This window comes from Dermacoccus sp. NHGro5 (assembly GCF_017565385.1).
GTDB lineage: Bacteria > Actinomycetota > Actinomycetes > Actinomycetales > Dermatophilaceae > Dermacoccus > Dermacoccus nishinomiyaensis.
On the sequence record NZ_JAGEKQ010000002.1, the window covers coordinates 35862 to 50101 of the forward strand.

Sequence of the window (14240 nt, forward strand, 5' to 3'; positions counted from 1 at the left end):
CAACGAAAGGCCCACCGCGTGCCCCTCGCTCACAACCTCACTCGCGAAACCGCCCAGCACCGTTCTCGCACAGTGACATTGAGCGACCAATCCATTCACCTGGATCTGACGGGCGCGCCGACGGAGGCCGCGACGTTCACCTCGACGTCGACACTGCGCCTCACCTGCACCGAAGGTGCGGTGTCGATCGACCTCGTCGCCGATGCCGCCCCATGCGTTCTGCTCGACGGCGTCGAACTCGACGCGAACGCCACGAGCTTCGAGGATTCTCTCGTCACCGTCCGCGGCCTGACGCCGGGGCGCGAGCACGTCGTCACCGTCATCGCCGAGTGCCACTACAGCCACACCGGCGAAGGCCTGCACCGCTTCCGCGACCCGCAGGACGGCGAGACGTACCTGTTCACCCACTTCGAACCGACCGACGCCCGCCGCGTCTTCGCCTGCTTCGACCAGCCCGACCTCAAGACACACTTCGCGATCAGCGTCACCGCCCCGTCGCACTGGCTCGTGCGCAGCAACGGCGCACCCGAGAGCGCCGAACCGGCCGCCGCGAGCGACGAGACGCACGGCAACACCACCACCGACCTCACCCTCACGACGTTCACCCCGACGATGCCGCAGTCGACGTACATCGTCTGCGTCATCGCGGGCCCATACGCGCTGGTCGAGGACGAGGCGGCGCTGAGCGACGGACGCCGCGTGCCGCTGTCGATCATGTGCCGCCCGGCGATGCGCGCGAGCCTGCCCAGCGCGGACATGCTGCGCTGGACGAAGGCCGGGCTGCCGTGGTGCGAGCGCAAGTTCGGCTGCAGCTACCCCTGGGGCACCTACGACCAGATCTTCGTGCCCGAGTACAACATCGGCGCGATGGAGAACCCGGGCCTCGTCACGTTCAACGAGAACTACCTCAAGCGCGGCGACGCGACCCGCAGCGAACGCGAAGCGCTCGCCACGACGCTGCTGCACGAGATGGCGCACATGTGGTTCGGCGACCTCGTCACGATGCCGTGGTGGGACGACCTGTGGCTCAAGGAATCGTTCGCCGACTTCATCGGCGCGCAGGCCGCGTCCGAAGTCACCGAGTTCGACGACGCGTGGGCCACGTTCGGGCTGGGCCGCAAGGCGTGGGCGTACTCCGCCGACCAGCTGCCGACGACGCACCCCATCGTCGCCGACATCCCCGACGTCGAAGCCGCGCGCGCCAACTTCGACGGCATCACCTACGCGAAGGGCGCCTCCGTGCTGCGCCAGCTCGTCGCGTACGCCGGTGAGGACGCGTTCTACGAGGGCGCGGCGCTGTACTTCGAACGTCACGCCTTCACGAACGCGACCCTCGACGACTTCCTCGACGCCCTCGGCGAGGCGAGCGGACGCGACATGACGGCGTGGGCGCAGGCCTGGCTGCAGACGTCGGGCCCCGACACGCTCGAGGTGGCCAGCGGCGTCATCACGCGCCGCGGCGACCGCACGCGCCCGCACCGCTTCCACACCACCGCATTCGACGTCGAGGCGCCCGACGCCTCCGAAGCCGCCGCCTGGCACGCCACCGGCGACGCGTGGCTCGACCTCGAAGGCGAGAGCGACACGCTCGAGCTGCCGGGCGAACTGCGCGGCGCGGTCGTCCTCGTCGACGACGAGGACTGGACGTACGCGAAGATCGCGCCGAGCACCGAGACGCTCGAGCTGTTCGCGACGCAGCTCTGCCACCTCGCCTCGGCGACGCATCGCGCCACGGCGTGGGGGCAGCTGTGGCAGGCCACGCGTGATGCGCGCCTGCCCGCCGAGACGTTCGTGCGCGCCGCGCTGACCCAGCTCGCGGACGAACCGTCGGCGACGATCGTCGACGGCGCGGGACGGTTCGCGATCGCCGCGATCACGTCCTACCTGCCCGACGCCGCCTCGCGCGCCGACTGGGCGCAGGCGTTCTGGCGTGTCGCGATCGACCGGGCCGACGCGTCGACGGGCACCGATCTTCCGGGCGTGTGGCGCCGACTGGCCCTCCTCGTCGCGGCCCTTGCCCCGAGCGTCGACGATGAACTGCGCGCCCTGCTCGACGCGCACACCCCGTTCGAGCCCGGCCAGGACGAGCGTTGGAGCGTCCTCACCTCACTCGCGGCGCACACCCGTGACGACGACGCCCGTCGCGACGTCGACGCCCGCCTCGCAGATGAACGCACGCGCGACACGACGCAGCGCGGTGCAGCCCAGGCGCTCGGCGCGACGGCAGCTCTCGGCCTCGACGACACCAAGCAGGCCGCGTGGCAGCGCGTCGACGACGCGTCGCTGACGAACGAGCAGGTCGCCGCGCTCGTCGCCGGGTTCACCCACCCCGCGAGCGTCGAGCTGGCCGGCGCGTACGCCGACAGCTACCTCGATCACCTCGAGACGTGGTGGCGCGAGCGCAGCCAGGTCATCGCCTCACGCCTCGTGCGCGGCCTGTTCGACACCCAGCCGAACACCGAAGCCGCAGAAGCCTGGCTCGCCTCGCATCCCGACGCGCCGGGGGCACTGCGTCGGATCGTCGTCGAGGAGGTCGACCAGCTGCAGCGTCGCCGCCGCGCGCAGGCCGTCAGCGACGGCTCGCGCCCCTGAGCCACATACCCGAAGGGCCGGGCCTCAGTTCGCGAGCTGCGCCACGAGCGGCACGAGCACGAACGCGGCGAGGGCGATGATGACGATGAGTCGGCGGGTCTTCGGGGTCATGTCGCCGATTCTCTCACCGCGAGATGGGTGGGCCGCATCGCGATGACGTCGCGCGCCGCGTAGTGCCGCACCCGCATCAGGGCGAGGCCGGCGACGAGCGTCGCGACGCCGACCGCGACGCTGCCGACCGCGATCGTCGCGCGGGCGCCGAAGGTGTTGCCGATCCACCCGATGAGCGGCGCGCCGACGGGCGTGCCGCCCATGAGGATCGCCATGTAGAGCGCCATGACGCGCCCGCGCAGCTGCGGGTCGACGGAGAGCTGGACGCTCGCGTTCGCCGTCGTCAACGCCGTCAGCGCACACAACCCGACGGGCACGAGGAACGCGCCGAACAGCCACACATTCGGCGCCATCGCGGCGAGTGCGGAGAACACCGTGAACCCGGCGAGCGCCGCGAGCAGCAGCCGCAGTGACGGCGACTTGCGCCGGGCCGCGAGCAGCGCCGCGGCCAGCGACCCCACCGCCATCACCGACGAGATGATGCCGTAGGCGCGCGCGTCGGCGTGGAAGACGCTCGTCGCCATGAGCGCCGTCGTGATCTGGAAGTTCATGCCGAACGTGCCGAGCACGAACACGAGACCCATGATGAGCTGCAGGTCGCGCCGCCGACTCACGTAGGCGAAACCTTCGCGCACCCCGCCGCGGCCACGCCGTCGGGGCGCCGGCCGTAGTTCGCGCGGATTCATCGCGAGCAGCGCGGCGAGGACGGCGACGAACGACGCCGCGTTGAGCACCATCGCCCAGCCTGTGCCGATGCCCGCGATGAGCAGACCCGCGACGCCGGGGCCGATGAGGCGCGCCGCGTTGAACGACGCCGAGTTGAGACCGACGGCGTTCGTCAGGTGCCCCTCGGGCACGAGTTCGGAGACGAACGCCTGACGCGTCGGGTTGTCGAGGGCCGTCGCGATGCCCTGCACGAGGGCGATGCCGAAGACGCTCGCGAGCGTCGCCGAGCCCGTCAGCAGCAGCCCCGCGAGCACGAGCGACGTCACCGCGAGCGCGCTCTGGCTCAGCATGAGCAGACGCCGCTTGGGGTAGGCGTCCGCGAGGGATCCGGCGAACGGGGCGAGAAGGACGACGGGCGCGAACTGCGTCGCGGTGATCGCGCCGAGCGCGGCGGCGTCGTGGTGCGTCAATTCGGTGAGGACGACCCAGTCCTGCGTCACGCGCCCGATCCACGTGCCGACGTTCGACACGAGCGCGCCGCTCGCGTAGAGGCGATAGTTGTGGATGGACAACGAGGCGAAGGTGGGGCTCGTGGTGACTCCTCAGGACGACATGGCTGACGGCAGCCTCGTCAACACCTGCCCCGTCCGGAATATTCCTGTTCGATCATTCCTCGGCGTCGGTCGCGCGGCCGTCGAGCACGTCCTCCTCGCGCACGCCGTTCTCGAGCACGTCATCCCTGAGCCGCAGCCCGTACGTCGCGAGCGAGAGGTCGGCGAGCTTGCGCGTCGCCTCGGGGTCGTCGTCCTGCCAGGCGCGGGCGACGTCGTCGTCGATGGCGGCGAGCGCACGGGGCGAGGCGCTCGTCAGCGCTTCGAGCGCGAGCAACCGGCGTCCGCCCGGCATGGAACGCAGGCGGGCGAGGCGCCCCGCGGTGACGGCGTAGCGCAGGCGCGTCAGCAGCCACGGCACGAGCGCGAGGACGATCGGCAGCGCCGCCGTCAGCACCCCGAGCAGGACGGCGAAGCGGCCCAGCCCCGTCGCGAGGTCGTGCCCCGAGCCGGCCATGTCCGTCGCCGTGCCGGCGGCCTTGTCGAACGGGGTGCGCACCTCGGAACCGACGAACGGGACCTTCGCGACGGCATTCGCCGCGTCCGTCATGTCGAGCGCCAGGCTGGAGCTGCCGTGCTCGAGCTTCTGCGCGCCGCTCTGCGCCACGAGCGCCCGGTCGTGGACGACGGTGCCCGCCCAGATCGCGAGGACGCACCACAGCGCGAGGGCCACGTCGGCCACGATCTGACGGGTGCGGCGCGAACCGCGATCGGCGTAGAACTTGAGCCCCATGACGTGTCTTCTCTCCATCAGGATCGGGTGCGTGCCGCTGCGTGCCGTCCCATCGTAGGGGTCACCTTCTCCAGCCGACTTCCAGCGAACGTCCAGTCGGGCGGGCGAGAATGACAGGCATGAGCACGCCCGAAGCACGCATCCTCATCGTCGAGGACGACACCAACATCCGCGAACTGCTCGCCACGAGCATGAAGTTCGCCGGTTTCGACGTCTCCGTCGCCGGCACCGGCAGCGAAGGGCTCGCCCTCGCCGCGACGCAGGAGTTCGACCTCGCCGTGCTCGACGTCATGCTTCCCGACATGGACGGCTTCGCCGTCACGAGCCGCCTGCGCGAGGGCGGACGCGAACTGCCGATCGTCTTCCTCACCGCCCGCGACTCCGTCGACGACACCGTCAAGGGCCTCACCGTCGGCGGCGACGACTACATCACGAAACCGTTCAGCCTCGAAGAGGTCGTCGCGCGCATCCGGGCGGTCCTTCGCCGCACGAAGGCCGACGACTCGGACGGCCCCACCGTCACCGTCGGCGACCTCGAGCTCGACGACGACAGCCACGAGGTGCGCCGCGCGGGCCGCGTCATCGACGTCTCCCCCACCGAGTTCAAGCTGCTGCGCTACCTCATGCTCAACGCCGGTCGCGTCGTGAGCAAGGCCCAGATACTCGACCACGTGTGGGACTACGACTTCCGCGGTGAGGCCGGCATCGTCGAGTCGTACATCTCCTACCTGCGCCGCAAGATCGACGTCGACGGTCTCGAACCGCTCATCCACACCAAGCGCGGCGTCGGATACGTGTTGCGCGAACCGCGCTGACGCAGGCGATCCCCCTGGTCTCCCCCGACGGCTACACGCTGCGCCAGCAGTACCTGCGACTGCGGCGCGGCGTCCACCGCTGGCCGCTGCGCGCCCGCATCGTCGCCGTCCTCGCCGGCCTGCTCGGCGCAGCGATGTTCGTCGTCGGCACTGCCGGGTCCTGGCAGCTGCAGAGCTACCTCGTCCAACGCGAGGACGCCGACCTCGTCGCCGCCGCGCCCACCCTCGTCGCCTCGACGATCCAGCAACAGGCCGAGCACGCGCGCGTGACGAGCGCCGTGCCCGTCAACGTGTACGCCGTCCGCATCGTCGGCGCGCAGGAGACGAACGACTTCGTCCCCGCCACGGGGCCCCGCCCCGACTTCCCAGACGTGACGAAGGCCAGCGCCATCGCGCACGGCGGGCACCCCTACACCGTCCACTCGCAGGGCGAGAGCACCGTGTCGTGGCGCGTCGTCGAAGGCATCGACGAGACCACCGACGAGCCGTACGCCGTCGCCGTCAGCATGGCGAACGTCGACACCGTCGTGCGACGCATGCAGGTGCTCACCATCGGCGTCAGCGCGATCGCGCTGCTGTTCGCGACGCTCGCGGCGCTGTGGGCGGTGCGGCGGGCGATGCGGCCACTGCGAGCCATCGAGGACACCGCAGCCGCCATCGCCGCGGGCGACCTGACACGCCGCGTCCCCAACCCCGACTCCGCCGACGAGATGGAGAGCCTCGCGCGCTCGCTCAACGTCATGCTCAGCCAGGTCGAACGCTCGATGGAGATCAAGGACCGCAGCGAGGAGAGCATGCGCTCCTTCGTCGCAGACGCCTCGCACGAGCTGCGCACTCCCCTCGCCACCGTCCGCGGCTACGCCGAGCTGTACCGTCAGGGCGCGGTGAGCGACCCCGACGACGTCGCCGCCGGCTTCCGCCGCATCGAGGACGAGGCGAAACGCATGAGCGCCATGGTCGACGACCTGCTCCTGCTCTCTCGCCTCGAGACGGAGCAGCGCGCCGCGACGATCGGGGCCACCGCGCCCGGCACGCCGCGACGCCATCACGACGTCGACCTCACCGTCATCGCCGCGGACGCCGTGAGCGACGCAGAGGCCCGCGGGGACGGCGAGCGCCGCTTCGCACTGCACGGGCTCGGCGGCGGCCTGGGCCCCGTCATCATCAGCGCAGACGAGCAGCGCCTGCGCCAGGTGATGACGAACCTCGTGAGCAACGCCGAACGCTACGCTCCGGGCACCGAACCCATCGAGGTCGGCGTCGGTGCGGTCGACGGGCGCGCCGTCGTCGAGGTCGCCGACCACGGCCCCGGCATCCCCGCCGACATGCGTGGCCGCATCTTCGAACGCTTCTACCGTGCCGACGTCGCCCGCAACCGCGCGAGCGGCAGCACCGGCCTCGGCCTGTCGATCGTCGCCGCGATCGTCGCCGCCCACGACGGTGAGGTGAGCGTGCGCGAAACCCCCGGCGGGGGCGCGACGTTCGTCGTCAGCCTGCCGCTTGCCGCGCCGGATTCACAGGCGCAGCACAGCTCGCATCACGTTGCCGACGAGACTGATGACGTGGAATAGCCTCGACTGACTACTCTCGTGACCCGAGAGGCCCCCTCAGCGCATCGGCCGACGCAGCCCGCGTCAGCGCCGATCCGAGACCAGGAGCAGTGCCATGACCGAGACGCCCGACAGCGCCCCGAACCCCGACGAGCGACCGGACGGCGCCCGCCGTCACCAGCTGCCGGGCCAGGCTCCATGCCCTGACGACACGCAGGTGATCCGCTCCGAACCGGCCCGCCTCGACGCCCCACCCGCCGGGGGGATGCCAGCGCCCGCCCCCGCGCCGACGTCCGGGCCTCAGCCCGGGTACCAGCCGAAGCCCGGGTACCAGCCGCAGCCCGGGTATCAGCAGCCGTGGGCTCAGCCGGGATACGAGCAGCCGGGAGCGGCGTACGGCGTCGGCTCGCAGCCTGCCGGTGGCGGGCGTTCGGGACGCGGCGGGCGCGGCCTCGCGCAGATCGGTGCGGCCTCGCTCCTCGCGGCGGCCTTCGCGTCCGCCGGGACGTACGCCGTCGTCCAGCGCGACGACACCGGCGCCGTCTCGGGCGGCGGCAACTCGACGGTCATCAAGGCCGACCCGGCCGACTTCGCCGACGCCGGCGCGATCAACTGGTCGGCGACGGCCGCGAAGGTCAACCCGAGCGTCGTCTCGATCGACGTCAGCTCCGGCTCCAGCGGCGGCGAGGGCTCCGGCGTCGTGCTCGACAAGAGCGGCAACATCGTGACGAACAACCACGTCGTCAGCGGCGCCGGGTCGAACGCGACCGTCACCGTCACGCTCAACAACAACCGCACCTACCCAGCGAGCGTCGTCGGCACCGACCCGTCCACCGACCTCGCCGTCATCCGCATCAAGGACGTCCCGGACCTGCACCCCGTCGAGATGGCCGACGACAGCAAGCTCGTCGTCGGTCAGCCCGTCATGGCTGTCGGCAACCCCCTCGGCCTCGCAGGCACCGTGACGACGGGCATCGTCTCCGCCCTCGACCGGCCGGTGACGACGAGCGAGAGCGACTCCGACAGCTCCTCGACGTCGACCTCGACCGTCGTGACGAACGCGATCCAGACGAGCGCCGCGATCAACCCGGGCAACTCGGGTGGCGCGCTCGTCAACGGCAGCGGCAAGCTGATCGGCATCAACTCCTCGATCGCGTCGCTGTCGAACGGCGCCTCGGGCGGCCAGAGCGGCAACATCGGCATCGGCTTCGCCATCCCGAGCAACGTCGTGAAGAACATCTCGGGCCAGCTCATCGCCAAGGGCAAGGCCGAGCACGCGCTGCTCGGCATCGGCACGTCGCCGACGGAGGTCAAGAGCGGCAACGCGACGCTGACGGCGGCGAAGGTCGCGTCCGTCGCCCCCGGCAGCGGCGCCGCCAAGGCGGGGCTGCGCAAGGACGACGCGATCACCGCGATCGACGGCGAACCCGTCACCTCGCCCAACGCGCTCGTCGGTCAGGTGCGCTCGCGTACCGTCGGCAGCGCCGTCAAGCTGACGATCATCCGCGACGGTCGCCAGCAGGAGGTCTCGGTGACGCTGGGAGCTCAGTCCGACGTCAAGAATTGAGCGCTCCCCGCAACGGGTGCCAGGCGTAGAGTGAGGGATTCTGCCTCCACTGCCCCCGAAGGTGGTTCGCCATGCCCGCTCCCGTGCTCGAGCCTGCGCTCGACCCCGTCCTCGACCACGAACGCGCGCACCTCGCCGCCGCACGCGCCCAACTCGCGCGCATGCGCGATTCGGCCGCCTCGCTCGACGCGTCGCGGGCCAGCGACGCCGTCAGCAGCGAGGCGCTCGGGGCGACGCTCGCCCGCCGCGTCGCGGCGCTGACCGACGACCCGTCGACGACGCTCTTCTTCGGCCGCATCGACTGGCGCGACCCGGCCGCGGGTGACGCCGCGCGCCTCGAGGAGCTCTACGTCGGGCGCCGCCACGTCTCCGACGAGGCAGGCGACCCGCTCGTCATCGACTGGCGGGCGCCCGTGTCGACGGCGTTCTACCGCGCCTCCCCTGCCGAACCGATGGGCGTGTCGCTGCGGCGGCGCTTCGGCGTCGAACGCGGCGAGCTGACGGCGTACGAGGACGAGTGTCTCGATGCTCCTGGGGGCACCGACGAGGCGGGCGCCGACGACCGGGCGGGCAGCGACATCCTCGCCGCCGAGATCGAACGCCCCCGCTCGGGCCCGATGCGCGACATCGTCTCGACGATCCAGCCCGAGCAGGACGCGCTCGTGCGCGCCGACGTCGCGACCACCGTCTGCATCCAGGGCGCGCCCGGCACCGGCAAGACCGCTGTCGGCCTGCACCGCGCGGCGTGGCTGCTGTACTCGTTCCGTGCCCGCCTCGATCGCGCCGGCGTCCTCGTCGTCGGCCCCAACGCGGCGTTCCTCGACCACATCTCCGCGGTGCTGCCGTCGCTCGGCGAGGCGCGCGTCGCGCACGCGACGATCGAGACGCTCCTCGACGGCAGCTACCGCGACGACACCCCGAAGAACCGACGCTGGCTCGTGCGCGGCGCGGACGAGGCGCAGGTCGCCGTCCTCAAGGGCGATGCGCGGTGGGCCGGCATCATCCACCGCGCGGTGTGGGCCCACGTCGGGCACCCCGACGAGGCGCTCGTCGTCCCCCGTGGCGCGCGACGCTGGCGGGTGCCCGCGTACGAGGTGGCCGAGATCGTCGCCGAACTCCGTTCGCGCGGCGTGCGATACGAGGCCGCGCGGGCGATGATGGCGCAGCGCCTCGCGCACAGCGTCATGCTGCAGCTCGAGGCCGCGGGCGACTCCCCCGACGATCGCGTCCAGGATTCCATCGCCCGCAGCGCGCCGGTGAAGGCGTACGTCAAGGCCCTGTGGCCGCAGCTCGACGCCGCCGGCGTCGTCCACCGCCTCCTGTCGGACGCCGACTTCCTGCACGAGTGCGCCGACGGCGACCTCGACCCGCACGAGGAAGCGAGCGCGGTGTGGGAGAAGCCGCCGCGCACCAAGGGGTCCGCCAAGTGGTCGCCGGCCGACCTCGCGCTGCTCGACGAGGCCGCCGACTGCATCGAACGCACGACCAGCCTCGGGCACGTCATCGTCGACGAGGCGCAGGACCTGTCGGCGATGCAGCTGCGCGGCGTCGGGCGCCGCTGCTCGACGGGCTCGGCGACGGTGCTCGGTGACGTCGCGCAGGCGACGACGCCGTGGGCACCGGGGTCATGGACTGCGACGATGACACACCTCGGCAAGAGCGACTTCCACCTCGAGGAGCTGCTGCAGGGCTTTCGCGTGCCCGCTGCCGTCATCGAATACGCCGCGCAGCTGCTGCCCGTCATCGCGCCCGGCCTCGCCGCACCGCAGTCCGTGCGCAGCAACCGCGGCGAACTCGACCTCGTCGAGACTGGCCCCGACGCGCTCGCGGCCGCCGTCACGGATGCGGTGCGCCATGCGACGACGACGCCCGGGTCGGTCGGCGTCATCGCCGTCCCCGGCGCGCTCGACGACATCGCGGAGGCACTGACACACGCCGGCATCGGCTTCGGGCGCCTCGGCGCGGATCACGGTGACGACGCCGACCATCAGATCGAGCTCGTGCCCGCGCAGGTCGCCAAGGGCCTCGAGTTCGACCGTGTCATCGTCGTCGAACCCGCCGACATCGCGGACGCCGAACCCGATGAGGCGACCGGCCTGCGGCGTCTCTACGTCGTGCTGACGCGCGCCGTCAGCGCCCTGAGTGTCGTCCACGCGCGCCCGATCCCGGCGCCGCTGACGTCGTGAGAGCGCACCCGATCACGGCGCGCTGATCGCGGCGAGAACGTTGAGTTTCGCGGCGCGCCGTGCCGGCCACCAGGCGGCGAGGACGCCGACGAGGGCAGCGAGCAGGAGGAAGAGCGCGAGCCGCAGCCACGGGATGACGAGCACGTCGACGCCCGAGTTCGCCTGCGTGCGCTGGAACAACACCCCGAAGATCGTGCCGAGCACGACACCGATGACGGCGCCGACGAGCGAGATCGTCACCGCCTCGAGGCGCACCATGGAGCGCAACTGCGAGCGGGCGAGGCCGACGGCGCGCAGCAGGCCGATCTCGCGGGTGCGTTCGATGACGGACAACGCGAGCGTGTTGATGATGCCGAGCACCGCGATGACGATGGCGAGACCGAGCAGGCCGTAGATGAGCACCAGCATCGTGTCGATCGGGGCTCGCTGCTCGGCGGCGTAGCCGGCCTGATCCTTGACCGTGACGGTCGGCAGATCGGCGACGACCGAGTCGAGCCCCTTCTTGACGTTCGCCGCATCCGCGCCGGGTCGGCGCAGCACGTAGAGGGTGTTGTCCTTCGTCGAGCCGCCCACCGTCTCGAACGTCGGCATGCTGACGACGTAGTCCGCCGCGCGCGGGCTCGCGTCACGGTCGAAGATGCCGATGACGGTGAGGCGCTTGACGTTCGCCCTGCCGATCGTCAGGCGCGTCACGTCTCCGACCGTGATGCCGTACGCCTTCGCCTTCTCCGACGAGATGAGCACGGAGCGATCGTCGAGGGCGTCCTTGCCGGAGTCGAGTTCGACGGGTGCGACCTGACGGAACGTGGCGGCGTCGACGCCTTCGATCGTCGCGGGCGCATCGTTGAACGTGCCGTCACCGAGACGCAGGCGCGAGACGGTCTGTACGCCGTCGACGCTGCGCATCCGCGTCGCGATGGAGGCGGAGATCGGCTCGGAGAACTGCCCGCTGACGACGTAGTCGCCGCGGAAGTTCTTCGCGATGAGCGCATCGACGCTGCCCGAGGCGGACGCGCCGAACACCGTCATCATCGACACGAGCGCCATGCCGATCATGAGGGCCGACGCGGTCGCCGCGGTGCGGCGCGGGTTGCGCAGGCTGTTCTCGGCCGCGAGCTGTGCGACGATTCCCGAGCGCGGGCGCGCCACGGCGGCGATCGCACGCACGACGGGACGCGCGAGCACCGGCGTCGCCGAGATCGTGCCGAACAGCATGAGCACCATGCCTGCGACGAACACCCAGATCGAGGTGTCGGCCGCGAGCTTCCAGGCGGCCAGGGCTGCACCGACGACGAAGACGAGGGCGCCGACGACGGCGCGGCGGCGCACCGTCTGCTCGGGTTCGACCTGGTCGTCGCGCATCGCCGCGATCGGTGAGATGCGCGAGGCTCGCCGCGCCGGCAGCCAGGCGGCGAGCGCCGTCACGCCGAGCCCGACGAGCAGCGACACCGCCACTGTGCGCGGTTCGAGGACGAGCCCACCGGTGTCGATGTCGGCGCCCAGCGCTGAGAGCAGCGCCGAGATGCCCTTCGCAAGCAGCACGCCGACCCCGATGCCGACGAGTGAACCCACGAGGCCGACGACGAGCGCTTCGACGAGCACGCTGGCGAGGACCTGGCGTGACGACGCGCCGAGTGCCCGCAGGAGCGCGAGTTCGCGGCTGCGTTGCGCGACGAGGATGCCGAAGGTGTTGACGATGAGGAACGAGCCGACGAGCAGCGCGACGCCCGCGAACACGAGCAGGAACGTCGTGATGAACGACAGCGCCTTCTTGATGCCGCTCGCGGCCTCGTCGGAGGCCTGCTTGCCGGTGACCGCCTCGAAACCCTTCGGCACGAACGGTTTGATCTGCTCGACGACGGTGCTCTGCGACACCCCGGGGCGCGCCTGGACCCACAACGAGGTGTAGGCGTCCTTGCCGTCGAGGAACAACTGCTGCGCAGTCTTCGTGTCGACGACCGCGAGCGTCGAGCCCACCATCGAGCCGTTCGCGTAGCTCGCGTACCCGACGAGCCGGCCGGACCAGCGCGGCGTCTGGCCCGAAGTCAGGATGCTGACGGTGTCGCCCAGGTGGTAGCCGCCGCGTTCGGCTGTCTTCGCATCGAGCGCGATCTCCCTCGCCGACGTCGGTGCCCGCCCCTGCGTGATGTGCAGCCCGGGCACGCCGTCGGCGGCGCGTGCGTCGTGGTAGTTCACCCCGAACGCGGGCGCCCCCTGGCCGCCGATGACCTTGCCGTTCTTCGCGAGGACGGTGGCGCTCATCGACGAGACGACGCCGTCGACCTGCGCGACGCCCTTGGCCGAGCGCGCCTTGGCGAGGACGTCGGGGCCGATCGTGCGCGTGTCGCCGCCGCGCGAGTGCTGCGAGGCGTCCTGGGTGGCACGCACGGTGGCGTCGCCGACGGTGCCGTTCATGATGCCGCTGAACGCGCGGTTGAGGGAGTCGGTGAACATGAGCGAGCCGGCGACGAACGCGACGCCGAGCACGATCGCGAACGTGCTCATGAGCAGGCGCAGCTTGCGCGCCCAGACGGCCTTGAGCGAGGTGGTGAGCACGTCAGCGCCTCGCGGCGGCGTCGAACGCCTTCATGCGATCGAGGACGCGCTCGGACGTCGGCTCACGCATCTCGTCGACGACGCGTCCGTCCGCGAGGAAGACGACGCGGTCGGTGAAGCCCGCGGCGACGGGGTCGTGCGTCACCATGACGATGGTCTGGCCGAGTCGGTCGACGCTGCGGCGCAGGAACGACAGCACCTCTTCGCCCGAGCGGGAGTCGAGGTTGCCGGTCGGTTCGTCCGCGAAGATGATGTCGGGCTGCGTGACGAGCGCCCGCGCGCACGCGACGCGCTGCTGCTGGCCGCCGGACAGCTGGCTCGGACGGTGCCCGAGCCGTTCGCGCAGGCCGACGGCGTCGATGACGTCGTCGAACAGCTCTTGATCGACCTTTCTGCCCGCGATCGAGGCGGGCAGCATGATGTTCTCGCGCGCCGTCAGCGTCGGCACGAGGTTGAACGATTGGAAGATGAAGCCGATGTGGTCGCGCCGCAGGCGCGTGAGGCGCTTGTCGTCGAGGGAGCTGACCTCGATGTCACCGATGAAAACCCGCCCCGACGACGGCGTCTCCAGCGCCGCGAGGCAGTGCATGAGCGTCGACTTGCCCGAGCCGCTCGGGCCCATGACGGCGGTGAACTCCCCTTCGAACAGCTCGAGGCTCACCCCGTCGAGGGCGAGCACCCGTGCGTCACCCTCGCCGTAGGCCATCGTCAGGCCGTCGGCCTCGGCTGCCACCACACGCTTCGTCATGATGCCAAGGTAGCTGTCCACTCCGACAACCGTCCCCCGGGCCGCGAGACAGGCTCGTTCATCCACAGCTGTGACGGCTGCGTGGCTCTGTGGACGGCCCGAAGC

Annotated in this window: 9 protein-coding genes; 5 read left to right on the top strand and 4 right to left on the bottom strand. The window is 71.2% G+C overall.

Annotated features, from left to right (window positions below; translation table 11 throughout):
• The first annotated feature begins 78 nt into the window (after window positions 1-78).
• On the top strand, window positions 79-2592 hold the full coding sequence (gene pepN, locus J4Z35_RS00870) for an aminopeptidase N (RefSeq protein WP_243754750.1): 2514 nt from the start codon (window positions 79-81) through the stop codon (window positions 2590-2592).
• 107 nt (window positions 2593-2699) lie between these two features.
• On the opposite strand, the gene J4Z35_RS00875 is transcribed toward pepN, so the two are convergent.
• Complete coding sequence (locus tag J4Z35_RS00875; protein ID WP_208065292.1) at window positions 2700-3941, bottom strand: MFS transporter; 1242 nt, start codon at window positions 3939-3941, stop codon at window positions 2700-2702.
• A 94-nt stretch (window positions 3942-4035) separates the two neighbouring features.
• Window positions 4036-4713, bottom strand: coding sequence for a hypothetical protein (locus tag J4Z35_RS00880; protein ID WP_208065293.1), 678 nt, complete (start codon window positions 4711-4713; stop codon window positions 4036-4038).
• A 110-nt stretch (window positions 4714-4823) separates the two neighbouring features.
• Here J4Z35_RS00880 and J4Z35_RS00885 point away from each other — a divergent pair, with 110 nt between their 5' ends.
• From J4Z35_RS00885 to J4Z35_RS00900, 4 genes are all read left to right on the top strand, one after another.
• Window positions 4824-5528: a response regulator transcription factor gene (locus tag J4Z35_RS00885; protein WP_040014574.1), complete on the top strand. Its 705-nt coding sequence runs from the start codon at window positions 4824-4826 to the stop codon at window positions 5526-5528.
• Window positions 5529-5662: 134 nt separating this feature from the next.
• Complete coding sequence (locus tag J4Z35_RS00890) at window positions 5663-7099, top strand: HAMP domain-containing sensor histidine kinase (protein WP_144707550.1); 1437 nt, start codon at window positions 5663-5665, stop codon at window positions 7097-7099.
• 94 nt (window positions 7100-7193) lie between these two features.
• The gene (locus J4Z35_RS00895; protein ID WP_208065294.1) at window positions 7194-8645 is read left to right on the top strand and encodes a trypsin-like peptidase domain-containing protein; all 1452 of its coding nucleotides are present in this window, start codon (window positions 7194-7196) and stop codon (window positions 8643-8645) included.
• 71 nt (window positions 8646-8716) lie between these two features.
• Window positions 8717-10831 carry an AAA family ATPase gene (locus J4Z35_RS00900; protein ID WP_208065295.1) on the top strand — a complete coding sequence of 705 codons (2115 nt, stop codon included), beginning with the start codon at window positions 8717-8719 and terminating at the stop codon, window positions 10829-10831.
• A gap of 12 nt (window positions 10832-10843) precedes the next feature.
• On the opposite strand, the gene J4Z35_RS00905 is transcribed toward J4Z35_RS00900, so the two are convergent.
• Complete coding sequence (locus J4Z35_RS00905) at window positions 10844-13387, bottom strand: FtsX-like permease family protein (RefSeq protein WP_083603958.1); 2544 nt, start codon at window positions 13385-13387, stop codon at window positions 10844-10846.
• Between the two features lies 1 nt (window position 13388).
• The gene (locus J4Z35_RS00910) at window positions 13389-14135 is read right to left on the bottom strand and encodes an ABC transporter ATP-binding protein (protein ID WP_083803167.1); all 747 of its coding nucleotides are present in this window, start codon (window positions 14133-14135) and stop codon (window positions 13389-13391) included.
• Between the last annotated feature and the right edge of the window lie 105 nt (window positions 14136-14240).

Excerpts from the sequence above, each read along its gene's own strand:
- J4Z35_RS00880 (WP_208065293.1), bottom strand. The coding sequence starts at position 4,713 with ATGGGGCTCAAGTTCTACGCCGATCGCGGTTCGCGCCGCACCCGTCAG.
- J4Z35_RS00885 (WP_040014574.1), top strand. The coding sequence starts at position 4,824 with ATGACAGGCATGAGCACGCCCGAAGCACGCATCCTCATCGTCGAGGAC.
- J4Z35_RS00890 (WP_144707550.1), top strand. The coding sequence starts at position 5,663 with ATGTTCGTCGTCGGCACTGCCGGGTCCTGGCAGCTGCAGAGCTACCTC.
- J4Z35_RS00895 (WP_208065294.1), top strand. The coding sequence starts at position 7,194 with ATGACCGAGACGCCCGACAGCGCCCCGAACCCCGACGAGCGACCGGAC.
- J4Z35_RS00900 (WP_208065295.1), top strand. The coding sequence starts at position 8,717 with ATGCCCGCTCCCGTGCTCGAGCCTGCGCTCGACCCCGTCCTCGACCAC.
- J4Z35_RS00910 (WP_083803167.1), bottom strand. The coding sequence starts at position 14,135 with ATGACGAAGCGTGTGGTGGCAGCCGAGGCCGACGGCCTGACGATGGCC.